The 24758-nt window shown below is 34.6% G+C and carries 21 protein-coding genes and 9 tRNA genes; 8 read left to right on the top strand and 22 right to left on the bottom strand.

Going from position 1 to position 24758, the window contains the following annotated elements; translation table 11 throughout:
* Positions 1–54 precede the first annotated feature (54 nt).
* Positions 55–693 carry a hypothetical protein gene (locus WFH39_RS10865; RefSeq protein WP_336689913.1) on the bottom strand — a complete coding sequence of 213 codons (639 nt, stop codon included), beginning with the start codon at positions 691–693 and terminating at the stop codon, positions 55–57.
* A 138-nt stretch (positions 694–831) separates the two neighbouring features.
* On the opposite strand from WFH39_RS10865, the gene deoD reads away from it, so the two are divergent.
* On the top strand, positions 832–1542 hold the full coding sequence (deoD, locus tag WFH39_RS10860) for a purine-nucleoside phosphorylase (RefSeq protein ID WP_336689912.1): 711 nt from the start codon (positions 832–834) through the stop codon (positions 1540–1542).
* 56 nt (positions 1543–1598) lie between these two features.
* On the opposite strand, the gene WFH39_RS10855 is transcribed toward deoD, so the two are convergent.
* The 16 genes from WFH39_RS10855 to WFH39_RS10780 form a co-directional block, all read right to left on the bottom strand.
* A complete protein-coding gene (locus WFH39_RS10855) occupies positions 1599–2384 on the bottom strand; it encodes a TatD family hydrolase (protein ID WP_336689911.1) in 786 nt (261 codons plus the stop codon).
* Positions 2381–2701, bottom strand: coding sequence for a hypothetical protein (locus WFH39_RS10850; RefSeq protein WP_336689910.1), 321 nt, complete (start codon positions 2699–2701; stop codon positions 2381–2383). Before WFH39_RS10850 ends, WFH39_RS10855 begins: the two co-directional genes overlap by 4 nt.
* Before the next feature lie 341 nt (positions 2702–3042).
* A tRNA-Arg gene (locus WFH39_RS10845) sits at positions 3043–3111 on the bottom strand.
* Positions 3112–3122: 11 nt separating this feature from the next.
* Complete coding sequence (locus tag WFH39_RS10840) at positions 3123–3836, bottom strand: SIR2 family NAD-dependent protein deacylase (RefSeq protein ID WP_336689954.1); 714 nt, start codon at positions 3834–3836, stop codon at positions 3123–3125.
* Between the two features lie 131 nt (positions 3837–3967).
* Positions 3968–4037: transfer RNA gene (locus tag WFH39_RS10835), tRNA-Val, on the bottom strand.
* Between the two features lie 85 nt (positions 4038–4122).
* Positions 4123–4194: transfer RNA gene (locus tag WFH39_RS10830), tRNA-Gly, on the bottom strand.
* Positions 4195–4202: 8 nt separating this feature from the next.
* Positions 4203–4275, bottom strand: a tRNA-Arg gene (locus WFH39_RS10825).
* 7 nt (positions 4276–4282) lie between these two features.
* Positions 4283–4354: transfer RNA gene (locus tag WFH39_RS10820), tRNA-Asp, on the bottom strand.
* 1 nt (position 4355) lies between these two features.
* Positions 4356–4429 (bottom strand) — tRNA-Gly (locus WFH39_RS10815).
* A gap of 3 nt (positions 4430–4432) precedes the next feature.
* Positions 4433–4507, bottom strand: a tRNA-Ala gene (locus tag WFH39_RS10810).
* A gap of 9 nt (positions 4508–4516) precedes the next feature.
* Positions 4517–4587, bottom strand: a tRNA-Asp gene (locus WFH39_RS10805).
* A gap of 85 nt (positions 4588–4672) precedes the next feature.
* Positions 4673–4743, bottom strand: a tRNA-OTHER gene (locus tag WFH39_RS10800).
* Positions 4744–4748: 5 nt separating this feature from the next.
* Entirely contained in the window at positions 4749–6113 is a 1365-nt protein-coding gene (locus tag WFH39_RS10795) for an SDR family NAD(P)-dependent oxidoreductase (protein WP_336689909.1), read from the bottom strand.
* Between the two features lie 355 nt (positions 6114–6468).
* Positions 6469–7134: a hypothetical protein gene (locus tag WFH39_RS10790; protein WP_336689908.1), complete on the bottom strand. Its 666-nt coding sequence runs from the start codon at positions 7132–7134 to the stop codon at positions 6469–6471.
* Between the two features lie 448 nt (positions 7135–7582).
* Positions 7583–8296, bottom strand: coding sequence for a DUF434 domain-containing protein (locus WFH39_RS10785; protein ID WP_336689907.1), 714 nt, complete (start codon positions 8294–8296; stop codon positions 7583–7585).
* Positions 8297–8311: 15 nt separating this feature from the next.
* Positions 8312–9301 (bottom strand): hypothetical protein, encoded by a 990-nt coding sequence (locus WFH39_RS10780; RefSeq protein WP_336689906.1) that lies wholly within the window; start codon positions 9299–9301, stop codon positions 8312–8314.
* 337 nt (positions 9302–9638) lie between these two features.
* Between WFH39_RS10780 and WFH39_RS10775 the strand changes: the two genes are divergently transcribed.
* Positions 9639–10667 (top strand): LacI family DNA-binding transcriptional regulator, encoded by a 1029-nt coding sequence (locus WFH39_RS10775; protein WP_214588603.1) that lies wholly within the window; start codon positions 9639–9641, stop codon positions 10665–10667.
* A gap of 218 nt (positions 10668–10885) precedes the next feature.
* Positions 10886–11419: a hypothetical protein gene (locus tag WFH39_RS10770; protein WP_336689905.1), complete on the top strand. Its 534-nt coding sequence runs from the start codon at positions 10886–10888 to the stop codon at positions 11417–11419.
* 235 nt (positions 11420–11654) lie between these two features.
* Here the strand turns inward: WFH39_RS10770 and WFH39_RS10765 are convergent, their stop codons facing one another.
* A complete protein-coding gene (locus WFH39_RS10765) occupies positions 11655–12023 on the bottom strand; it encodes a winged helix-turn-helix transcriptional regulator (RefSeq protein WP_214588602.1) in 369 nt (122 codons plus the stop codon).
* 128 nt (positions 12024–12151) lie between these two features.
* Here WFH39_RS10765 and WFH39_RS10760 point away from each other — a divergent pair, with 128 nt between their 5' ends.
* The 5 genes from WFH39_RS10760 to WFH39_RS10740 all read left to right on the top strand — a co-directional run bounded on the left by WFH39_RS10760 (position 12152) and on the right by WFH39_RS10740 (position 19524).
* On the top strand, positions 12152–12943 hold the full coding sequence (locus tag WFH39_RS10760) for an SDR family oxidoreductase (RefSeq protein WP_336689904.1): 792 nt from the start codon (positions 12152–12154) through the stop codon (positions 12941–12943).
* 20 nt (positions 12944–12963) lie between these two features.
* Entirely contained in the window at positions 12964–13281 is a 318-nt protein-coding gene (locus tag WFH39_RS10755) for a nuclear transport factor 2 family protein (protein WP_290261926.1), read from the top strand.
* A gap of 1067 nt (positions 13282–14348) precedes the next feature.
* On the top strand, positions 14349–16424 hold the full coding sequence (locus WFH39_RS10750; protein ID WP_336689903.1) for a leucine-rich repeat domain-containing protein: 2076 nt from the start codon (positions 14349–14351) through the stop codon (positions 16422–16424).
* Between the two features lie 65 nt (positions 16425–16489).
* Complete coding sequence (locus tag WFH39_RS10745) at positions 16490–18535, top strand: leucine-rich repeat domain-containing protein (protein WP_336689902.1); 2046 nt, start codon at positions 16490–16492, stop codon at positions 18533–18535.
* Positions 18536–19017: 482 nt separating this feature from the next.
* Complete coding sequence (locus tag WFH39_RS10740) at positions 19018–19524, top strand: hypothetical protein (protein ID WP_336689901.1); 507 nt, start codon at positions 19018–19020, stop codon at positions 19522–19524.
* Between the two features lie 82 nt (positions 19525–19606).
* Here the strand turns inward: WFH39_RS10740 and WFH39_RS10735 are convergent, their stop codons facing one another.
* From WFH39_RS10735 to WFH39_RS10720, 4 genes are all read right to left on the bottom strand, one after another.
* A complete protein-coding gene (locus tag WFH39_RS10735) occupies positions 19607–19837 on the bottom strand; it encodes a hypothetical protein (protein ID WP_336689900.1) in 231 nt (76 codons plus the stop codon).
* A gap of 188 nt (positions 19838–20025) precedes the next feature.
* Positions 20026–21177 (bottom strand): AbiH family protein, encoded by a 1152-nt coding sequence (locus tag WFH39_RS10730; RefSeq protein ID WP_336689953.1) that lies wholly within the window; start codon positions 21175–21177, stop codon positions 20026–20028.
* Positions 21178–21209: 32 nt separating this feature from the next.
* Positions 21210–22826 carry a UxaA family hydrolase gene (locus WFH39_RS10725; RefSeq protein WP_336689899.1) on the bottom strand — a complete coding sequence of 539 codons (1617 nt, stop codon included), beginning with the start codon at positions 22824–22826 and terminating at the stop codon, positions 21210–21212.
* Positions 22827–22831: 5 nt separating this feature from the next.
* A complete protein-coding gene (locus WFH39_RS10720; RefSeq protein ID WP_336689898.1) occupies positions 22832–24295 on the bottom strand; it encodes a tagaturonate reductase in 1464 nt (487 codons plus the stop codon).
* Between the last annotated feature and the right edge of the window lie 463 nt (positions 24296–24758).

Raw genomic sequence — 24758 nt, 5'->3', positions numbered from 1 at the left:
TTCTAAAGAACTTCTGGTTTATCGTTTATTTTTAAACGCAGAATCCGTAAAATTTTAATGATCTGTTGTTTTTAGTTCTTTCCAAAATACATCTTTATGCAGTCCAAATTCAGCAATTAACAACTGATTGAGGTAAGGAATTTCTGCAAGCCGATAGGATTTCTTTTCTACAATTCTTTCCAGATAGAGCTTTCGGTAGGTTTTGTCCTTTAATTCTTCTTCCCAGTTGATGTCTTCGAGATCGAGATCAAATCCTACTGCTGAATAGTGAAATTGTTTCAGAATATTTTCCAGCATTTTCACCAAAGGATCTTCCGGATCTGAAACCTGTAAAGCAGAAACAATCTGTGGTAAAAACCGGAGTGATAAATCTGCGGACAGGATGCCTGAAACATCTCTTTTCCCTTTGAAAGACGGAATTAATTTGTTTAAATCTTTAGCCGTATTTTCTCTTATTAAATGAAGCTGCGCGCTGTGATAGACAACTTTTGCAGCCCAGACTGCTGTTTCTGTATCGCAGACAAGTGTATCGGATAAAAATTCAAGTCTTTCTTTCTCAAACTCAGCCTGAAAATAATCTGCGGCATCCTGCTCTTCCTTTTTGGAAATTTCATGAATATCTGAGAAAATGGTGATGCATTCTTCTTTTCGAAGCAGAAATAAAGTGTCTAAAAAAGCTGATTTTTTTTCCATCATTTAACAAAAATAAAAAATATTCTTTTCGAATTGAAAATTTTGAAGGTAAGTTGATTATAAATCTTTAATTAAAAACCATTGTTCAAGGATTAAGAAATCACAATTTTATATCTTTGCCCTTTCAAATAAAAAATTATGAGTATCCACATCAGTGCAAAAAAAGGAGAAATTGCTAAAGTTGTTTTACAACCCGGAGATCCGCTGCGTGCAAAATACATTGCGGAAAACTTTTTGGAAGATGCTAAACTGGTAAGCCAGACCAGAGGAATTTTATATTACACAGGGTTATACAAAGGGAAAGAAATCTCTGTGGGAGCAAGCGGAATGGGCTTTCCAAGCATCGGAATTTACTCTTTTGAACTTTTTACAGAGTATGATGTAGATACGATCATCAGAATCGGAACCTGCGGTGCGTATACCACAGACCTGAAAGTGTATGATCTTCTGAATGTGGAAAATGCAGCGAGTGAAAGCACCTACGCAAAATTCGCTTGGGGAATTGAAGAGGAAAGCATTTCTCATCAGGGAAATATCTTCAATATCATCAACGAAACGGCAAAAGAAATGTCTTTAACGGCAAAAGCGACGAACATCCACAGTAGTGATATTTTTTACAGAAAAGATCCTGCAATTCCAGCAATTGCCACAAAATATAACTGTCCGGCAGTAGAAATGGAAGCTTTCGGACTGTTTGCCAATGCTAAGCATTTAGGAAAAAATGCGGCAACGATTCTTACGGTTTCGGATATTATTCCTACGCACGAAAATATTTCAGCAGACCAGAGAGAAAAGGCTTTGAAACCAATGATTGAGCTTGCTTTGGAAGCAGGGATTAAGAGTTTGTAATCATTATCGATCATCCAAAATAAAAAGAGTTTTACATCATCTGTAGAACTCTTTTTTTATATCCTGAAAAAATTACGGGCAACTTCCGTGGTTTCATCTGCAACTTCTGCTATGCTGATTTTCTTCAGATGGGCAATCGTCTGTGCTACATACGGTAAAAAGGAAGGTTCATTTCTGCGGTTCTGCATTCTCGGCATATTTTTCGGCAGCATAAAAGGCGCATCGGTTTCAATCATCATTCGGTCGAGCGGGACATATTTTATCACTTCTTCCAAATGTTTAAACCTGTTCTGATCGCTGATGGCTCCCGTAAATCCTAAGTAAAAGCCTTTATCCAGATACATTTTGGCTTCCTGTAAAGTTCCTGTGAAACAATGTACCACAGCTTTTGGAAGTTGAGACAAATATTCATCCGTTATTTCATTAAATCTTCTGAAGGCAGATCTTTCATGAAGAAAAAGTGGTTTCCTGACTTCTATGGATAATTCAAGCTGCGCGCGGTAACATTTTTCCTGAACAGGTCTTGGCGAAAAATCCCTGTCGAAATCCAGTCCGCATTCTCCTACGGAAACAACGTGGTCTTGTTTTAATAATGTTTTTAATGCTGGAATACTTTCGTTGTTGAAAGATTTTGCATCGTGAGGATGAATTCCCGCCGTCGAAAACAGAATTTCGGGATAATCTTCTGCAATTTCCGCAGACTCCTGGCTTCCGCGAACGCTCGTTCCCGTGAGAATCATCTGCTCTACTCCATTTTCGAGTGCGCGGTTGATTATTTCTTCTTGTTCGTCATAAAATTGTTTATTGGTTAAGTTTATACCAATGTCGATTAATGTGTTCATTTCTTTTTTGTTTTATTATTTATTAAAATGTATCTTGTTATATGTGCTCTGCTTATCGAGCTTTTAAATGATTTTTCCGTGTAAAAACTTCTGTAATCAGAATCTGTTCTTCCGTTAATTTCTCTTGTGATTTTAACCCAGATTAATTTTCGCCTTTTCTTTCTTTGCTTAAAAAATTTAACGGTCTCACTAAGTTGATCTTCTATCTCCGATTTTTCAGTTCGTCTCCATTTCTTGTTTCCGTATTTTTGTAAATACTGAGGAATTTTACCATATTCTCCTGCTCTGTAAGAACTTTTATTATAAATGTTTCTCATAATATATAGGAATAATTTTCAGTAAACGTTTTATTTAACAATAGAAGTTACTCTAAACTTTTATTTAACATGAAACTTGTTTAAACTTTTTTACCACAAAAAATGCAAAAAGATGTAAACACTTTAGTTTTTAAGTTTAATACTTAACTGGAAAAAAAGGGCACATAAGTTAAAAAATCAAAGATTTTTTCTCTTTGCAGACTTTTGAAATACTTTAAATATACTACCATTTCGCTATACATTCTTTTGCGACTTTTGTGGTTAATTCTGAAGTATAAATCTTTTATTTTAAATCTAAATCTGTTAAAAAAACAGCAAGACAAAAAATGAATCAAAAAAAAGGAAACAGGCAGAAATTGAACCTGCAACTCATCTTAGAATGATGCGCTTTTCAGTTAAACTACTGCTTCCGTATGAAAATTTAAGCGTTTATAATTTCTTCAATCATCATTTTTAATTCAGGAAGTGCTTTTGAACTGCTTTCCTGTACCGAAAATAATGTTTTGCTTCCTTTTAAAATATAATCAAAATACGTATCGCTTTCAGGATTGATCAGGACGATCCATTTTGCACGGATTTTTACCGTTTCCACAATATTTACAGGCAAAGCCGTTGATCCCGAAGTTCCGACTACAAATAAAATATCTGTATGGTCTGCAATGTTGTACGCTGTATCGAAATGATAGTATTTTTCATTATAACTTTCATCGAACCACAAAGTATGAGGACGAAGCCAGTTTCCGCACTTTTTACATTTCAGATCGTCGATTTCATCTGCCGTTAAATCTTCGGTATACTCTTTAAACTTAATATTTTCAGGGAAATCGAAAGGTTCGCTGCATTCTTTTGAGCAACGGACTTTCTGTTTGCTTCCATGAATTTCATAGACATTCTGCGTTCCCGATCTTTGGTGAAGCCCGTCAACATTTTGAGTAATCAATCTGAATCTTTCACCTAAAAGTTTTTCAATTTCCGTAATCGCCAAATGTCCCGGATTAGGTTTTGCTTCAGCAATCATTTTCTTCCAGAACAGATTATACTGCCATACTTCTTCCTGATTCCGGCTGAAATATTTATACGTCCCGAATTCTTCAGGACGATGATATTTTGTTCCTTTAATCCAGATTCCGTCGATCGAGCGTTAAGTCGGAAGTCCGCTTTCCGCAGAAATTCCGGCTCCGGTAAGGAAAGTAATGTATCCTTGTTTTTCTTTAAGAATGATATTTAATGTTTCTTTTAATTCTTTCATGGTTTTTAATTTTGAAGGGAAACAGGCAAGATTTGAACTCGCATTTTCTCTGGGTTTGAGATATTTTTCCATTTAAATTACTGCTTCCATTTTGGGAGTACTGTAGGATTGAACCTGCCACCTTTGATTAGTGAAGTCAATGTTCTTACCAATCAGAACGATGTACTCCTTGTGAAATGGGCAGGATTCGAACCTGCAGCCTCTGACTTGGAAGGTCAGCGCTCTTCCCTTGAGCTACCATTTCCTTTTTTGGGAGACAAGCAGGACTCGAACCCGCAACTCATTTTAGAAGAATGTATTTTTCCATTTTTATTACTATTGTCTCCATTTTGGGAGCGCAGCAGGACTTGAACCTGAATTTCCGGCACGATAAGCCGGTGTCCTTCCATTTAGACGATGCGCTCTTAGAAACATGCGGGACTCGAACCCGCAACCCTTAGTGAGGAAGACTAATGCTCTTCCATTGAGCTACCGTTTCTGTTTGGGGAGATAAGCAGGATTTGAACCTGCATCTATTCCGTGCAGGGAATACATTTTTCCAATTAAACTATTATCTCCGTTTTGGAAAGCGTGTGGGACTCGAACCCACGACCTCCGCTGCGACATGGTGGTATTCTTCCTGCTGAACTCACGCTTTCAATTTGGAAACTCAACAGGACTCGAACCTGTAATTTTGCATAGAAAGTGCAATGTTTTTCCAGTTATAACTATGAGTTTCTTTCTAAAAAGTACAGGATTCGAACCCGTGACCTTCTGGGCGTCACCAGATGCTCTTCCTCTGAGCTAACTTCTTATATTTTACCAGTCATTAATTTTATAATTTTTCAATAAAACTCCGCTGAAATAATTTCCGTTGATTCCTTCCACAATCGGATGGAGAATTCTCGCAGCTCCGTCTACAGAATCCAATGGCGGAATGTATCCCTGCTCAAACTGTTTCTTTCTTAAACTTTCCTTCGCACCTGTAGAAATCCATCCTACATCTACTGCCGTCATATAAATCTGATCTTTTTCAAATTCTTTAGCAGAAGTAAGCGTCATCATATTCAAAGCTGCTTTCGTCATATTGGTATGCGGATGAAACATCGTTTTGTTGTTGTAGCTGAAAATACCTTCTGAAGATGTTACATTAACGATGAATCTTTCTTTGAAAGAAGAAGCCTTCATTAAAGGTTTTAATTCTTTGATCAGAAAATACGGCGCAATGTGATTGATTAAATTCACCTCAACCAATTCGTACATCGAAATCTCTTCCAGTGTGGAATTCCAGCTTGTTTTATCCCGATTATCCACCGGTTGTCCGAAACGCGTTAAAGCGACATTTGTTTCTTCATTTTCCGCATATTCCAGTTTACCGACCTCTGCGGAAATGGGGGTTGCGTTCGGAATCAATTTATGATTGTTTTTAAACTCAACGAGCATTTCGTTTTCACGTCTGATGATCGGAAGGTAATACTGATCGGGATATTTAATCGTCTGTGCCGCATTATTGATGAGAATATCAAGCGTTTCAAATTTCGACTGATAAAAGTCTATAAATTCCTGAATTGCCTTCAAATTTCTCAGATCGAGACCATACACCCAAAGTCTGTCTTTCCATTCTTCATAATCTGCTTCCTGCTGCAAAGTTTCCAGTGCCAAAGCCGGAAAACGGGTCGTCAAAACCAAATTGGCACCATTTCTCAGGAGCTTTAAAGCGGTTGCGAAACCTACCTTTACACGTCCTCCGGTTAAGATGACATTCCGTCCCGTTAAGTCTGCCGAAAGAAAACGTTTTTCATAATTTTCATCCGCACATTTCGGGCATAATCTGGTGTAAAAGGAATGGGCGTACTGATAACTCTGGTTACAGCAGTAGCAGTTTTTGGGAATCTGTAATCTGGTGAGTTGGGTATCATTTTTTTCATCATCATAAAAAGCAGAAACTCCCGCCAAAGCTTTTTTCATCAGTACCGATTCTGAATTAATTTCAAGATCGTGCGTTTTCATCTGAGAATAACTTTCCAGACGGTTTTGTTTTTTGGCGTTCTTATGAATTTTTGTGATCAACCCAGAAAAAGTTTGATTGTCCGGATTTAGAAATGGCTCATCTTTCAGGGCTTTTAATACCTTGAGACATGATTCCCATTCGTTTTGCGTAAAGTTTTGGTTAGAAAAATCCATTGCTTTTTATTTTACGCTTACAAAATTATCTGCGTAATGCGCAATGTTTTTACGTAGAGATAAAAATTTTTAAAACATTAAGTTTTTTTAAATTCTGATTATCCGCAATATGCTGTAACTAAATGCTGTTTGCTGTAATCATTATTTTTTTACCACAACGTACACTAAGGTTATCCACAAAGCTCACAACTATTGTGTTCCTTGTGGAAACCTTTGGTGTTCTTCGTGGTTAAAATTCAAGTATGCTAAATAACGGATATTCAATTCTAAATAGATATGTTCAGTTAAGATTAAATCATTTTGATTTTAAGGTTTATAGTAAGAGACTTAATGACATATTAAATGATTCAAAAACTTATTGTAAAGAATTTTCGTCATTAATAAAAAACTCCAGAAAGCCAATCAAATGTTTTCCACCATGGCTCCATCGGATTCCGTGACCTTCTTTTTCCCTGACTTCAAAAACAAGTTCATGTTTGTAATGAAAGAAAATATTCCACCATGTGGTGTGGTCGAGAATGTAATGTATTTTCTCCATCACTTTTTGCTGTTTCTGCTGATTATTTCCTTTTACTTCGCCCCAGAAATCGTCATTCAGCCGACCGACGTGTTTTTCCCACGCTCTCTGCGCAATGGTAATTTCGCTGTTGAAAGGCTTTTCGCAGGCTTCGATCAGTAAACTTCTTAAAGGCGGAACGGCGTTTTCATCACGAAGGCTTGCCGAAGTGAGGCGTTGTCCTAAAATATTCAACCAATGTTCGAAAGGAATTTCTTCCAATTGTTTCGCTTTGTTTTGATCTGAATTTTCAGATTCTAAAACAGAGATGAATAATTTAAAACTTTCATCACGGTCGATTTTAATTTCTTCATTAAAATAGGGCAGATTCCAATCTAAATTCTGATTTTTAAATTTCTTAATGTTTTTCTGTAAATTTTCAAGATGTTCTTCGGCTAAAATGGCTTGATATTTTTCTTTCCATTCCGCAGAAAATAATGATGTATATTTTTGAAATGATTGCATGGTTTCTAATTTTAAACACTAATAACACGAATGTTTCTCACAAATATCACAAATAATTTATTTATGCAATTTATGTTTACCCTAACACGAATAACACTAATGTTTTTCACAAATATCACAATAAATTATTCGTGCTTTTTAGTGTTAATATTTGTGCAATTTGTGTTTACTTAAACACTAATCTTTTCGCAAATATCACAATAAATTATTTGTGATTTTTAGTGTTTTTATTTGTGCCATTTGTGTTTACTCAAACACGAATAATGCCAATGTTTCCGCAAATAGCACAATAAATTATTTGTGCTTTGTAGTGTTGATATTTGTGCAATTTGTGTTTGCTTAAACACGAATAACGCCAATTTTTCCGCAAATATCACCATAAATTATTTGTGTTTTTAGTGTTGCCATTTATGCTATTTATGTTTTATATATAGCATTTGTGTTTAAATCAACACATTTTAATAACATTAGCCAAAAGGTTTTCTTCCTGAATTAAATATCCGATGAGATTGAACCAGCTTTTGCAGTGATCCAGAATCCATGCATCGGAAGATATTACAATTTCAGAGTTTTCTGCTAAAAATTTATCGGGATTAAATTCCAGTTCAACGTTCCAGTTGAGGTTATTTTCAATGGCAAAATCCATAACGATCTGCTTGATTCTTCCGCTGTTTGACACTGGTTTGTCGAAAATCCAGATCAGCTTTTCCGCGTGAGATTTATGAAAAAATGAAGCAACGAGTTCAATGGCTTCCTGCGTCTGATTTACTCTTTTGTATGTTCCGAAAACACCGGAAAGATCACGGAAACAGCCATCTGTTCCTTCAAAAATATAAGCTTCGGAAAGAAGACTTTCGAGTAAAATCAGGACATTGAAGCCATCCAAATATAATGTTTTGGCTTTTAATTCAGAAATTTCGAGCTGTTTAGATTTTCTGTTCTGAAGCTGAGTTTCTGATGCGGAAGCTCCTCGAACCGCCTGAATCTGTCTTGTTTTGAGGCGGTAATGATTTCCGACAAGTTCCGACGAAGCTTTTTCAGCATAATTCCGGCTTAATAAATACTGCATATCCTGCACTGCCGATTTCATTTTCTCAAGCTGTTTTTCTGATCCGAATAAAGTATCATCGCCTGTATTTTTTCCGCGGTTTCTGTTGCTCATATTTAAATTTAAAAGTTATTTTTCAGCGTAATTATAATAATTTGCTTCAGAATCGAAGATAACAAGAACATTTTCTTTTACTCCGTAAGTTGCCGTGTCGCTTATATAATCAAAACTTTCCGGTAAAGTTTCACCATTGGTTTTTAACAGATTGTATTTGTTGTCTTTTTTAAATACTCCAATAATTTTAGCCTGATAAGCAGGAGTAATACATTCGAGTGGTGTTGAAAGAATTAAGTTGAGTTTATTATTTTCATAGGTATAATAATTCCACTTACTGTTTTCGTATAACATGACATAATTTCCTATAAATTTTGCGTGTTGAAATTTTATTTTAAGAATCTCAGTCCCATCAGGCAGATAAAGACCATATTTATTTTTCTTTTTTAAGATCAGTAAGTCCTGATTTGTACTTTTATATATCAAATCCTTTTTAGAAATAATAGAATCTACATCTGTTTTAAAAACCGGTCCTTTATTTACCTCAATCAAGTTATATTTCCCGTTTGGGCTTTTTGATATAAAATAATCGGGCGTTGCGGGCTCTCCGCAGTAAATAGAAGATTCCCGGAAAATTCCGTTTCTTACATCATATCTGGTGACCTCATCAAATACTGCATATTTTTCATAAGAAGTCAATTTAACCGGATAGGAAGATAAAGAGTAAAAAATAAATCTTCCGCTCCGATCAATCAATCCCCATCGGTTTTTATACTTTACAACGGCTGTTTTTCCGACAAAAGGATAAGCCATTTCAAATCCGTAGGGAAATATTTTTTGCCTGGTTTTACTATTATAAAAATAAAATTCACGGGAACTGTCACCAGAATAATCATATAAATTACTGACAAAAACCGTATCATTATCAGTCATCCTAACGAAATTATCCAGCAAGTAAAAATCTATTTTATCTTTAAATTCAGAAATTGAATTCTGCGAGAAAAGGCTTCCCGAAAAGAATAATAAAATGAGAACAGTATATGATATTTTCCTTTGCAAATTCATGGTTATAAGAATATTTTTTACAAATTACAAAACTATCTCAATTAACAATACAAAGCTGAAATTATTTATACTTATTGTTGTTACAAAAAAATCTTAAGAAAACTAAACCAAACAATAGCGGAAATACGTTTTATTTTATGCAAATCTACTCTTTTCAACTTAAGCATACTGCTTTTAATACAAATAAAATCAGCCATTTAAGCAGACCTCTTTTTTAAAATGACAGTTATTCGTTATAATATCATTACAATTGCTTTCTAATCTGCATAATTTGATTAAATTTACCTCAATAAGGTATTTCGTTTTGAAATACACGATTATCCTGAAAAAAGTTTTTATGAATAAAAAAAATGCCACGATATACGATATTTCGAAGAAGCTAAATGTAAGTGTGGCAACGGTTTCCAGAGCATTGAACGATCATCCGAGAATAAGTGAGGCAACGAAGGAACTGGTAAGAAAAACTGCCAAAGAAATGAACTATAAGCAGAACAATCTTGCCAAAGCCTTAAAAAGTGGTGAAACGAAGAATGTAGGAATCATCGTACCTTTCGTAAATACCAATTTTTTCTCTTCCGTGATCCGCGGAATTGAGGAAGAGCTTTCCCCTTTTGGATATCATGTCATCATCTGCCAAAGTCATGAGGATGTTAACATCGAGAAAAGACAGCTTAATACGCTGCTGAATGCACAGGTGGACGGAATTTTCATCTCGGTTTCCAAAACCACGGTAAATACAGAACATATCCAAAGTATTCTGGATACTTCCAATACACCGATTATCTTTTTCGACCGTAAAAAAGACATTTCAGGAATCAGCACCGTAACAATTGACGATTATCGCGGCGGGTATCTTGCGACAGAACATCTTATAAAAGAGGGCTATAAAAATATCTGCCATTTCGCCGGCGACCTGAATCTTGAAATTTATCAGAATCGTCTGAACGGCTACAAGCAGGCTCTTACGGATCATGATTTTAAGGTGAAGGAAGAAAATATCGTGATTACGGAAAGTTCTGTGGATGCAGGAATTGATGCTATAAAAAAACTATGGGACAGAAAATCTGTTCCCGACGCCATTTTTTCGTCCAGTGATTTTGCTGCGTTGGGTGCCTGTCAGGAACTTAAAAAACGAAACATCAAAATTCCTCAGGAAGTTGCCGTTATTGGTTTTTCCAATGAGCCTTTCACCCAGTTTATGGAGCTTCCGATCAGTTCTGTAGACCAGACTCCGGTCATGATGGGGAAAATGGCAGGACAGGTTTTTATCGAAAGTGTAAAGGAAAACAGCTTTGGTGTTTCCATCGAGAAAAAAGTAGTACTGGCTCCTCAGCTTCATATCAGGAAATCTTCCAAGAGGAAGTAAATTTAAGTCATTGAAATAATCCGACCTCAATTTCAGATATGCGTTTTTTATTATTTATTTCAGAAATTCATACGATCTGTAACACTTAGCAGGGAATTGTTTTGGTCTTAACTTGAATGAAAGCCTTGTCGTTTCTGTTTATTTGATTTATTTTTAACGAAAATTTAGATTAAATTGATGCAGGAGTAGCATCAAGTATAAGCATTAAATAAATAACTATGAAAAAAAACTTAAAGCTGGCAGTTGTATTAATCATTACACTTGCAAGTATGAATGTAAATGCTCAAAAAAAGGCAGCGGTAAAAACCTCAAAACCAACAACCGAAAATAAAACCGCCAAGCCAACAAAGCAGGAAACAATGGATTGGATTGCCGGGAAAATGAAAGAAAATTTATTGGAGCGTTATAAATTTAGTTCTTATAATAATGGTGTTTTTACTTTTACAACGGCACTTAATGGAAATTCTACGTGTACTTCTTCAATTGACTTAAATAAAGTTACTGGAATAAGTAATGAGTATTCTAACGATTTTTATGTTGCCGGAAAAGCTTTACAAAGCACTTCGTGTCCTGATAGAAGAGATTGGAGTGGTGTATACGAGAATATATCTATTAGTGGTCCTAATTATAATGAATATCATATATTTTTCAATTTTACTCCGGACCAAGCTTTGGTAGAAAGGTTGAAAAAAGCATTTACCACTTTAGTTGAATATAATTCAACACGAAAAGGGGCTGATGAGAAGTTTTAATAAAAAAACAGGACTTATAGAAAAACAAAAAATTTAGATAATTATGCCAGTGCAAAAGCATTGGCTTTTTTATAGATATTATAGATTTATAATAAATGACTTTACATCACCGTATGTGCTATCGATATGAAAATCTGCAATAAAAGGGCTACGAATTTCAAATCTGTACTATTGAGATACAGCGCTATGTTTATTCTTATCCTGATTACCCGTTCTTTCGTAAAAAATAAAGGGACTATTCATCAATCAGTAATTCCGTCTTTTTTATAACGTTTCGCAGGTGTTCTTCATGTGTATCTGCCCAATTGCCCAAAGCTGCAATTACAGGAATTAAAGTCTTCCCGAACTCTGTAAGTGAATATTCAACCTTCGGGGGAACAACCGGATAGATCATTTTGGAAACCAACTCGTGATCTTCCAGCTCTTTCAGCTGAATATTCAGAACTCTTCTGGAAGCATCGGGAATTTTACGCTGCAGTTCGCTTGGGCGCTTATAACCTTCGTTAATGAACCACAGCAAACGGATTTTCCATTTCCCGTAAAGCACTTCGCCGATCAGATCCAGACCGCAATTAAGATTCAGTGGGATTTTTCTTTCTCTCATATAACAAATTTAGATGAATGTACCAAAACATACAATAGGGGAAAAATTTATCCCTATATGAATCGGTTTTCCGTACTTGTACAAACTGTTTTTATCCCTCAATTTTGTCCTATAAATCATTCTTAAAAATGGAACAATTTAATTTCAACAACGAGTTATCCGGCAGGACTGCATTGGTAACAGGAGGCACAAAAGGAGCCGGAAAAGCTATTGCCGAAAGACTTTTACAGGCAGGTGCAACGGTTATCATCACCGCAAGAAACGCACCGGAGGAAGAAAACAGCCATCTGCATTTCATTCCTTCAGATTTAAGCAAACCGGAAGGGATACAGAAAGTAATCACGGAAGTGCTTTCAGCTTACGGAAAGCTGGATATTCTTATTAACAACCTTGGCGGTTCATCTACACCGGCAGGCGGTTTTGCCGCATTATCGGACGAAGACTGGGAGTCTACTTTTCAGGCAAATCTCTTTGCTCCTGTACGTCTGGACAGAGGATTTTTACCGCAGATGATCGAGAGAAAAAGCGGTGTTATTATCCACATCGCATCCATTCAGGGTAAACTGCCGCTTTATGATTCCACTCTGCCTTACGCTGCTGCAAAAGCAGGATTGAGAAACTACAGTAAAAGTTTATCAAACGAAGTGACTCCTAAAGGTGTTCGTGTACTGACGGTTTCTCCGGGCTGGATCAATACGTCAGCATCGGAAGCATGGCTGGGTGAAATTGCAAGAAACTCAAACAGTACCGTAGAGGAAGCACAGCAAAGTGTGATGGATGCGTTAGGCGGAATTCCTTTCGGAAGACCTGCCGAGCCGAAAGAAGTGGCAGAACTGGTGGGGTTTCTGGTATCACCAAGAGCCCGTTATTTAACAGGAACCGAATTTGTAATCGATGGCGGTACGATACCTACAGTTTAATCATCTAAAAAAATAATACAATGAATTTACCAAAAGTAATAACAGATCTTGTAGAGGCACAGAATAATTTCGACAGCCTTGCTTATGCCGAGTGTTTCTCTGAAACTGCAGTAGTTTTTGACGAAGGAAAAACACATACTGGGAAAAAAGAAATTCAGGAATGGATAAAAGAAGCCAATGAAAAATACCAGTCTGTAATGGCTCCTGTAGCCTATTCTGAGACCGAAGAAATCCTGAAAGCTGAGGTGTCGGGTAATTTTCCGGGTAGCCCGATTGTTTTATCCTATCATTTGAAATTGGAGGACGGACTTATTCAGTCTCTAAACATCACCGGTTGATTATTGGCAGCTGAAAAAATTTCAAATAGTCCAGGCTGAAGTGTATGCTTCAGCTTTTTCGGTCTGAAAGATTTTCTAATTAAGTTTGCTTAAACTCATTTTAGATGTAACCGCGAAAAAGACAAAAGACTTTATTGGATTTATTTAAAGTATTTCAAACGTCTTCAAAGATTTTTTCTCTTTGAAGACGTTTGAATTTATATGCTCTTTTTTTCCATTTAAGCAGTAAACTTAAACCCCTAAAGTGTTACAATTTTTAGCCTCTTTTTCGGTGAAAAAGTTTAGACAAGTTTACTATTAAAATCAACTGCAGTACACTGAAAATATGTGGTGCATGAATAAAAATATAGTGCGCAACAACAAAAATGTAGTGAGCAATGATAAAAATACACTGCGCTGAACTAAAAATATACTGCGCTAAAGTAAAAATGCCGAGAATCAGAATAAAAATACAGGGAGCAATAACAAAAATGTAGAGAGCAATGATAAAAATGTACTGCGCTGTACTAAAAATATGCTGTGCTAAAATAAAAATGCCGAGAACTTGAATAAAAATATAGCGGACTAGAATAAAAATTGAAAGAAGTATCATAAAACGGCATAGAGCTTTCTAAAAAAACTTCTGTTGTAAGAAAAAAATAAAGAGCAGTAAATCAATTATGCAATGTATTTTAATGAATAGGATGTTTAAAGTAAAAAGAGTTTGCTCCTTTAGGAGCAGAATCTGTGTAGAAATAAGAATAAATCCGTCAATCAATCCATAGGATTAATATCTTAAATACGATAAATTTTCTAAAGATAGTGTTCCTACGGAACGCAGAATGCCTTGCGAATATGTTTTCTACACAGATAAAACTCTATAGAGTTTTCTACCATTTTACTTTAAACAACTTTGAAAATAAAAAGATATGTGAAAAAAAGTTTTTATGGCAAAAATTGCCTGGAAAAATTATTACAAAATAATATATTTATCGCCTCAATGTTACTGTATATTTGGTTATTTTTAACGAAATTATTTTTCGGTTTATACATTATATAATACCAGAAATCAGCCTTTAATTAAAACCATGAACGACCTCGAAACTATTATAAGCAAATTAGAGAATGCTCTCCATATCAAATTGGCGAAAGAAGATAAAGACAGTGAAAATTTCTGCTATATTTCCGGCAGATTGACTTATTTATCTCTTTCGAACCTGCACTTTGAAGATTTCTCCGCACTCGAACCTGTTTTTGAAACACTTTATACACTGATATTAACAGAGTGTTCTATTGCCAATGCCAACGATATGCATCGCATGAAAAAACTGGAAACCCTTGTTCTGAAAAAATGTTCAATTTCAATGGAAGAAACTTTTGATCCGGACATATCTAAAGCTAATACAACTAAGGGGAATTTTGAAAGTATATATCTGGAAGATATGGATGTTACGCATCCCGGATTTTTCTTACCTATTTCCAAATATCTTCATGATATTACATTTACAGAATGTACCGTCAGCAATATTTATGAATTAAATCTTTTTCCTTCCTTATATTACTTAAATATAAATAATAGTCAGTTTATTACGTCTGAAAACGACATTCAACATAAGCAGAATTCCATAAAAAAACTCAATTGGCTGAAATTTGAAAATATGAAATTGAAAAACTTCGATTCGTATCTTCCTGTGTTGAAAGAAATAACTGTTTTAAAATTATACGACTGCGAACTGGACAGCTTAAAAAACATCAGTCAGTTTCCACATCTGAAAAGGCTTCATCTTGATCCTGAATTAAAAATTAATGATCCCAATTCTGAATATGATAATTCACAACATTTTAAACTTAAAGAATGCATTATTCAGTCATTTGTATCATTTTATGACTGGACTCCGGATGTGGTACAGCCTGATTTTGATGCAAAACTGCTCCTTTCTGCAGCTCCTTATCTCCGAAATCTGACAGTAGAAGGATACAAACTGATCAATACAGATTATCTGAAACATTTGCCAAAGTTAAATCAACTCAATTTTGAAAAATGCACCGTAGATCTGGAAGATTATTTATCTGTGGCACCACAAATTAAGCGGATTTATTTTAATACTTCCGAAATAAAAAATCAGTACGCTTTCAAATATTTTACAAAACTCGAAAAGATAACAGTTTCAGTAGATCGTCCTGAAGATCGAAATTTAATAGATCTTGAGAAGCTTTTGCCTTTAAAAGAAAGTTTAAAGAAAATTATTCTTTGGAATACTGAGATCATTCAGAACATTGATCAGATAACAAATTTTACTACATTAGAAGAGCTTGATATAAGAGCTGAATCTGTAGAATTTGCACAGAAAATACTGTCTATGGAATCTCTTAAAAATCTGGACCTGAATATTTATATTAAAGAACAGGAACCTGAAATTACTGAGCCCATTATTCTGGATTTGCAACATCTGAAAAATGTGGAAAAATTACATTTGGGTACCGTTGGAGATTTTTATTTTAAAGGAATCGGGCATTTAAAATCTTTGAAAAAGCTTATTTTAGATGATGATTGCGATCTGGAAAGTTTAGCGCAGTTGCCGTCACTTAAAAAACTATTTATTGAGGTAAATGCGATCGATAAACTCCCTCGTTTAGAGCATGTAAAAGTACTTAAATTATACAGCAGAGGAGAATATTGTGAGATAAATTTACATGATAAATTTCCCAATCTTAAAAAACTTGATTTAAGGGCATCAGAAGAGCAGAAAATAAACATCAGCAATTTGGAAAAATTAAAAATACTTACACTCTTTGGAAGCGATTTTGATGGCATTGTGTCTTTAGAAAATCTTCCCAAACTTGAGGAACTGGATCTAGGTTATTGCGGGATTTCCACAGTAACTAAACTGGATAATCTTACCCATTTAAAGACATTAAATCTGGAAGAAAACGAAATTGAAAACATCGCTGGTTTAGAAAACTTGAAAAATCTGGAACGACTGAACCTCTATGATAACAAAATCTACGATATCAGTATATTGAATAAGCTCCCCAAGCTTCGTGAAGCCAATCTTGCAAGGAACAAAATAAAAAAAGAAGATGCCGAAAAACAGCTCGACAAACCGGAAGTGGGAATCTGGTACTACAGACCTTCTACTCCTTTCCGAATAATTATTGACTAGAAACACTGCCTGAAAAAAAATTAAAAGTAATAAAAAAGAGTTTACTTTTAACCTAATTTAAAAATATGAGTGATCCCAAAACTATTACCCAAAAACTTGAAGATTCCCTTAATATCAAATTTGAAGAATGGGACAGAAAAATAAAAAAGAGCGGAAAATCTTATTATAATGGCTATAATCATTTATATCTCTCAAACTTACATTTTGAAGATTTCTCTGCGCTTGAGCCTGTTTTTGATAGCGTTGAATACTTAACATTAACAGAATGTTCAATTGTCGATGTGCGAGATTTACATAAGCTAAGGCTGCAGTCTCTCAATCTGAAAAATTGCTCACTTCCCGATAAAGGTACTTTTAATCGAGAAGTAACAAAGATTGAAAAAATTTATCATAACTTTCAATTTTTGACATTGGAAAACATGGATGTTCCACATCCTGGCTTCTTCTTACCTATTTCCAACCGTCTGGAATATCTGAAGTTCAATAACTGTACTCTCCACAATATAAGTGAATTAAATCTTTTTCCTGACCTGTATCGTTTAACCATTGGTAATAATACGACCATTATTGAGTCGGAAAATGACATATATTATCCCGCAGAGAAAGATAAAAGAGCAACAGGTATAGATTTTAAAAATATGAAAATAAAGGATTTCAATTCCTTTCTGCCAATTTCTACCCGCTTATTGTTCATGAGTTTACTTAATTGTGAAGTGGAAAGTTTAAAAAGCGTTTGCCAATTTTCTGATTTTGAAAAATTGTATATACATCCCCCTCTACAGGTTAATGATCTCAGTATCCCGGATAATGAAATACAATTTGAGTTGAGATGCATGATAGTAACAGAAAGTATGGATTACCTGCGGAACGACTGGGTATTATCTGATTTTAATACAGAGCTTCTTGCATCCATCGCTCCCTTTACCCGAGAACTTGATGTAGCTGGATATAGTCTTATCAACGTGCATATTCTAAAGGATTTTAAGATATTAAATAATTTGTCTTTTAATAATAGTTCAATAAATGATCTGGAAGATTATTCGTTAGTGGCTCCAAAAATTAAGAGCCTTAGCTTTTCCTCAACAAAAATTAAAAACCAGAAAGCATTCAGTTACTTTACGAAATTAGACAAAATAACAATTTCACGAGATTATTATGACAGAACATTTATTGATCTTAGAAAACTTCTGCCGTTAAAAGGAAATGTAAAAAAAATTAATATTTACGAGATAAAGGCAATCCGGAATATTCAAGAATTAAAACATTTTACGGTATTGGAACAACTTCATACCTGCGCAAATTCTATTGAGTTTGCACAGGATGTCCTGTCTATTGAATCCCTCAAAGATCTTTATCTGAATTTTTTTGAACAAAAACCAGAAACTGAAAGACCTATAATTCTGGATTTACAACGGCTGAAAAATATAGAAAAATTACATCTTGACTCCAATGATGATGTATATTTTAAAGGAATCAGTCATTTGAAATCATTAAAAATCCTGGAACTGGAAGATGATGGTGATCTGGAAGAATTAGCAGCTTTACCTTCACTTGAAAAGTTAGTGATAAAAGGAGAAATAATTAATAAATTTCCTGATATGAAACAGGTAAAAGTTCTGGATCTACATGTTCCGAAAAATTATGACCCATCTTCACTTGAAAAATTCCCCAACCTTGAAAAGCTTGAATTAAATATTTTTCCCGAACAAAAAATAGCGATTAACGGATTAAAAAAATTAAAAACAATAGTATTTGATTATATCAGTTTTGATGATATTGTTTCTTTTGAAAATCTGCCAAATCTGGAAGAAGTAGATCTTACAGAGTGCGGAGTTACCAATCTGTCCAAATTGAAAAATCTCACCAATTTAAAAAAACTTAATCTGGAAAAAAATAAACTTGAAAGTCTCGAAGGTTTAGAAAATCTTAAGAATCTGGAACAGTTGGCACTGTATAAAAACGAAATTTCTGATCTCACTCCTTTAAATAACCTCCCTAAGCTTAGAGAACTGTTTATTTGGGATAAGAAAAAAGAAGATATCGAAGCCTTACTCGAAAGACCGGAAATATTAATTAGACATGATGATACTTTTGTAATAAAAATTGATTAGGAAAATAAATCTGGAAAAATCTTAAATAATGGCTATAAGCAAAAAAATAAAAATAGAATTTCTGTGGATGGTAAAGAATATCTTTGGTGGGTATTTGATGAGTACGATCAGACGGAATTTGACGGAATACAAATTAAAGCCGTATGTGCTGATCAAACTCATTTTATAAAATATGGTTTGTAGCAGAAAGATGAGGATCGCAGATTAGTGATTTCTCTGAAAAATTATGCTAAACTGATTCATCTCTCCTCACCTCCAAAGTTTGAAAATGATCAGGGAATAATTACCAAAAGCGGAATTAACAGAATGATAAAATGGTGTAAACAGGATGGACATCTGGTTCAATATGCACGTGATGGAAACAACTTTAACCTGAATGACGAAGAAAAGCAAGCTCTAGCTAAAGAAATATTAAAAATAATATCTTAAATTTTATGACATTCTAATAAAAATATTAAATCATTAGATGATTCAACGAAAACATGGAACATGAAATACTCAAAATATTAGATAAAAAGCACCTTTTACTTGTAGGAAAATCTGAAACTGAAAGGCAAAATTTCGTCAGTTATATTATCGAAAATACAAATTATGAAACCTTCAGGTTTCCGACCGGGATGAAACTATTCCATGAATATTTAGACTTTGTAAAAAAGGAACAGCTTTATCAACCGTGGTATGAAGCAAAAAAATACAACGGAAACCAAATCTTAGATTTTCACCGGGATTGGATTTCAGAAAATAATTCTCTTTTGGTTTTGGAAGAGTTTGATTATATGGAGGAATCGTGGAAAATGGAATTATTCAGACTTTTTATCCATGAAACTGAAAACCGCAGAAAAGGTGAAGACAAAATTAAAGTCATTTTCTCACAAAATTCTGAAAATGGATTAATCGATAAGCTTTCTCATATTATTACGCTAAAGGAATCCGAAAAAAGGACGAAAAGGCAGATCATTGAACAAAACTTAGAATTGATAAACATCTAAAATGTACACCTCATCTTTTGATTAATATTCTAAAAACAAAAAAAGCGGTTGAAAAAACCGCTTTACTTTTACCAAAGATTTGCTAATAAACACATCCGCAACCTGTTTCCCATTCCTGGCAAAGACGAATAGGTTCATTACACCATCCGCCGCCGCCACCGCCGCCGGTTACTCTGTAGCATATACCGTCGTTACAGTAATAAGATCCTACAGTGGGTGGACAGTTTCCATCCAGATCGCAGACTGCGTAAGCAACGTCGCCGCCGCTGATGAGTACGAGCTGACTTCTTTTTAATTTTTTTAGATTTTTCATAATGAATATTTTTAATTTGCTGATTACTAAGGTATAAAATTTTTAAATCACTTACAAGTGTTTTACATAAACCAGATGTAGCGGATTTGCAATCCGTGACCTTACATTATAGGTGTTTTAAGCACGGATTACAAATCCGCGCTATCAAAGGAAGCACGGATTGCAAATTCACATTACACAAATTCTTGTTATTCTAAAAAATTAATTAAGGGTTTACAAAAAGATTTATTTACTACACGATCTCTTAATTTAGCTTTACTATTAAAATTTCTGCTAATATTTTTATAAACATCTAAATAATAATCTTGAGTAGCAGATTTTTGATAATAATAAATTTTCACTGAAGCACAATTGTCATGTTCAAATATCGTATTAAGTAAAGTTCTATCAGTATTTCCACACGAATGACCCATAATACAGATCTGAAATAAATCTGAATCAATGTATTCTAAAACCTTTTTATAATTATCTGTTTTTGCATAATTGATAGATTTAAAATGCTCGAGAAACCTGTTGTCATTCTTATTTTCAATTACTGAATATTCAGAATCAAGTTCATCTCCATATCCGAAAATAATTGGGTTTTCAATGTCGTTTAATTTTCCATGAATATTTATTATTTCAGTTTTTTCCTTTTTGTATAAATCTGCTGTCTCTGTATAATTAAAATTTAATAATAAAGTCGTATCTGAATTAAAATTTTTATTAGTTTTTTTAAAATCACCATATATTCTTTCCATTGCTGCTTTTCTACCTGCTTCATTGTTATATAAACCATCATGTATTTTTGATACGACACGCTTCGCTTCTTGTGATAATTCATTAAATAAAATTGGACTATCAATATGCTCTAAAATTTCTGATATTAAATTACTATTATTCTCTCTAAATTGATTCTCTACATTCGTTAAATACTTTTCTAAATGATTTATAAATGAGTAAAAATCAGAATTAAGTTTTTTAATTGTATTAACATCAGCTACTTTTAACATCTCATAAAAAAATCCTTCTAAGTCATAATAATTAACAGAATTAAATCTTTTAAGTACATATTCAAAGAATATGTTATTGAATGTAAAAGCTTCAATATTTTGTTTAAAGCTTAAATTTGATGGATTAAATCCATACTCACTATTTATTGTGATATCAAAATTATAATCTAGAGTTCTTTGAAAATATCTGCTTTTAACTTCTTTCTCAAAATCATCAATAAAATCATTATAACTTGTTTTAATTCCATGAGCTAAATCAAAGCCATTTCCGATAAGTATTATTTTGTTCATTAGTTTTTTTTCTAAAAATACAAAAAAGAAAATGCTCCCCACATAAGCAGGAAGCATTTTCAACCCTAATATTTAATATAAGTAAATCATTACAAAGAGACCCCTCGTCTCCATGGAATGAAATCATTCTGATTCAGTAAGTCGGCTTTCGTTTTCACTTCACCGCTTGCCACTTTAATGATGTATTCGAGCAGTTCGTCTGCTGCTTCCGAAATGGTTTTATCTCCGCTGATGACCGTTCCTGCATTGAAATCGATAATATCAGACATTTTTTCAGCTAAAATGGTATTTGAAGAAATTTTAATCACCGGAGCAATCGGATTTCCCATCGGTGTTCCGAGACCTGTCGTGAAAAGAACAACTGTTGCTCCGGAACCGACTAAAGCAGTCGTACATTCGGCGTCATTTCCGGGGGTACAAAGCAAATTCAGTCCCGGTTTTGTCGCATATTCTGTAAAATCCAGAACCTCAACAATCGGAGCAGATCCTCCCTTTTTAGCCGCTCCCGCGGATTTCATGGCATCAGTAATCAAACCGTCTTTGATATTTCCGGGAGACGGATTCATATCAAAACCTGAACCTGCCGCCACAACAGAGTTTTCAAAATCTTTCATCAACTTAAGGAATTTCACACCGTCTTCATCATTGATGCAACGGTTGACAAGCTCATGCTCTACTCCGCACAATTCAGGGAATTCGGCAAGCATCGTTGTTCCGCCAACTGCTGCCATAATATCTGAAACTTCTCCCAAAACAGGGTTTGCAGAAATTCCGGAGAAACCGTCGGAACCGCCACATTCCAAACCGATATTCAGATTTGTGATGGAGGCAGGTTTTCTTTCAATATTATTAGCCTGTTTAATTCCTTCATAAGAATCTTTGATCACGCCGGTCAGCATTTCATCAATCGTTCCGGATTTTTGCTGTTCGTAAACAACAATCGGTTTCTTATTATCGGGAGCCAAAGCGTGAAGCGCATCCATAAAAATCTGCACCTGAAGATTCTGACAGCCTAAGCTGAGAACCGTTGCACCGGCAACATTCGGGTTGTTCACATATCCTGCAAACAGTCTTCCCAATGCTTCCGCGTCCTGACGAATTCCGCCACAACCGCCTTGATGGGTGATGAATCTTACATCGATATTTTTAAATACTCTGGTGTCTTCTTTCTCTTCCACTGCTGTATCGGAGGTTTCGCCACCATTTAATAATGACCTTAATAAAAGCTGATGTTTACTCGCTTTTTCGTGTAACAGCTCTTTTTCAAAAATATCTTTCAGCGTTTCGATATTTTTGTTTTCGCAGAATACCAAAGGAAAAAACAGCCAGATGTTTTCCGTTCCCACCTGTCCGTCTTCACGGTGGTATCCCATGAAAGTACGGTCTTTCCATCGATCTACATTCGGGGGAATCCAGCCTAAAGTTTCAGTTTTGCCTTCTACTTTTGCGCTTTGGTGTTTTACGTTTTCGGTTGTAATTACCTCACCTTTTTTGATGTGTTGATTAGCTTTTCCGACAATGACACCATACATGATGATCTGATCTCCTTCTTGAAAATCTACCGCAGCAAATTTATGTTTAGCCTTAATGTCTTTTATCAACGTGTATTCTGCACCGTCAAGATGTACCGATTCTCCGGCAGATAAATCCAGCAGCGCTACAATAACGTTGTCTTTGGGATTTACTTTCAGGACTTTCTTTTGCATGATTTTTAAGAATTGAATTCTACAAAATTGTTATACGCAGTTTCCATATCATTATGATCGATTTCATACAATGCTTTTGCCACCGCTGTTTTCAGACCTTCAACCTGAGTAAGATCTGTGTCCCAGAAAGAAGTTTCAGAAAGTGTTAATTCAGCGACTTTTTCATATTCTTCGTTTGCCCAGATTTCTTTGAATTTAGCAACGATTCCTTCTTCATCATTTAAAGGAAGAGCTTTTTCGCCGAAACTTCCCTGATAGAATCTGATGAGACTTGCCAACGAAAAGGTAAGGTTTACCGGCAATTTTCCGTTGTTTTCAACATAGGTAAGTAAACTCGGCAATACTCTTACTTTAAATTTTGATACAAAATATAAAGCAATACTTGCCAAATGGTGCTTGATGAAAGGATTTCTGAAACGGTCGAAAACTTCTTCCGCGAATTCTTTCAGTTCAGTCTCATCTAAACCTAAGGTCGGATTCACTTCATTAAAAATGGCATCTTTCAGGAACTTTCCGATAAATTGGTCATCCACAGATTCTTTAACTGTTTCTTTTCCCGACAAAATTGCCGTAGCCAACATTAAAGTATGACCGCCATTCAGAATTCTTACTTTTCTTAAGCGGTATGGCTGAATATCATCCACCACCAAAATCTGCTCGTTGATTTTGTTGAAGGGAATTCTGGCATTTAAATTTCCGGCTTCCTGAATGACAAAAAGAAGGAATGTTTCCGAAACCACCATCATCTGATCTTCATAATCCAGCCGATCTTCATAAGATTCTGCATCATCTTTCGGATAACCCGGAACAATTCTGTCCACCAAAGTATTATGGAAATAATTGTTTTGATGAATCCACTCCACAAATGCATCTTCTAAATTCCAGAGTTGAGCATATTTGATGATAATATCTCTTAAAACAAATGCATTGTCTTCAATTAATTCGCAGGGAATAATTCTCAATCCTTTATCAGCCGCTCCATTGAAGTATTTAAATCTTTCGTAAAGTAAAACTACTACTTTCGCAGGGAAATTTTTGTGTGGACCTTCATAAGAAGTTTCCGTTTCATCAAAAGCGATCCCTGTTTCCGTGGTATTGGAAAAGATAAATTCCAGTTCTTCTTCTTTTGCCAAAGCTAAAAAATCATCGTAATTGGTATAAGGATTAATTGATTTCTGAATGGCAGAAATAACGTGCTTTTCATCAATAATTTCTCCTTTTTTAATTCCTCTTGTGAAAAGGGTGTATAAATTATCCTGCTCTTCCATTTTCTGAATAGAGCCGTTTGGTGTTGCCTGTAAGTTGACAATCCCCCCTTTCCAGTCGGTTTCTTTATTTAATTTATCAATTACATAATCTGTGAATCCTCTCATGAAATTTCCGCCGCCAAACTGAACGATTTTAATGGGAAGTTTTTCCTGAGTATTATTTAATTCACGATTTAATTTTTGTTTTATCTGATTTTCCATTTTTCTAATATTGTTGCACTAGCTTTGGTTTGTTTTAAACGCAAAGGCGCAAAGTTTTTTTGAATAATAACTGTTTTTAAGTTCGCAAAGGTGTTTCACTTAAATAAGATCACTAAGAGTTTATTTACTTTCTATATATTTTAACCATTAAGATTGATTAAGGGGTTAAGATTAGTTAAGAGAAATAAATTTCGTAAGATTGAATTTAATTTGCTTGCAAATTCTTAATTCTACTTAACTTCTTACCTATTTCTTAATGGTTTAATTTTTTGCGGTGATTTTTGGTTTTGAACGCAAAGTCCGCAAAGTTTTTTTGAATAATAACTGTTTTTAAGTTCGCAAAGGCGTTTCACTCAGCAAAGGCAATCTTAGTAAGACTTTCTAAACTATTTTGCCCTTTTAAATCTCTACTATTTTTGTTTAATTCTTAATTTTCTTAATTACTTAAATGTTCTTAATGGTT

Origin of the sequence: Chryseobacterium sp. MMO-72 (genome assembly GCF_037146035.1) — a bacterium.
Classification (GTDB): domain Bacteria; phylum Bacteroidota; class Bacteroidia; order Flavobacteriales; family Weeksellaceae; genus Chryseobacterium; species Chryseobacterium indicum.
Note: the sequence above shows the minus strand (reverse complement) of the source record. Positions and strands in the feature narration are given on the sequence as shown.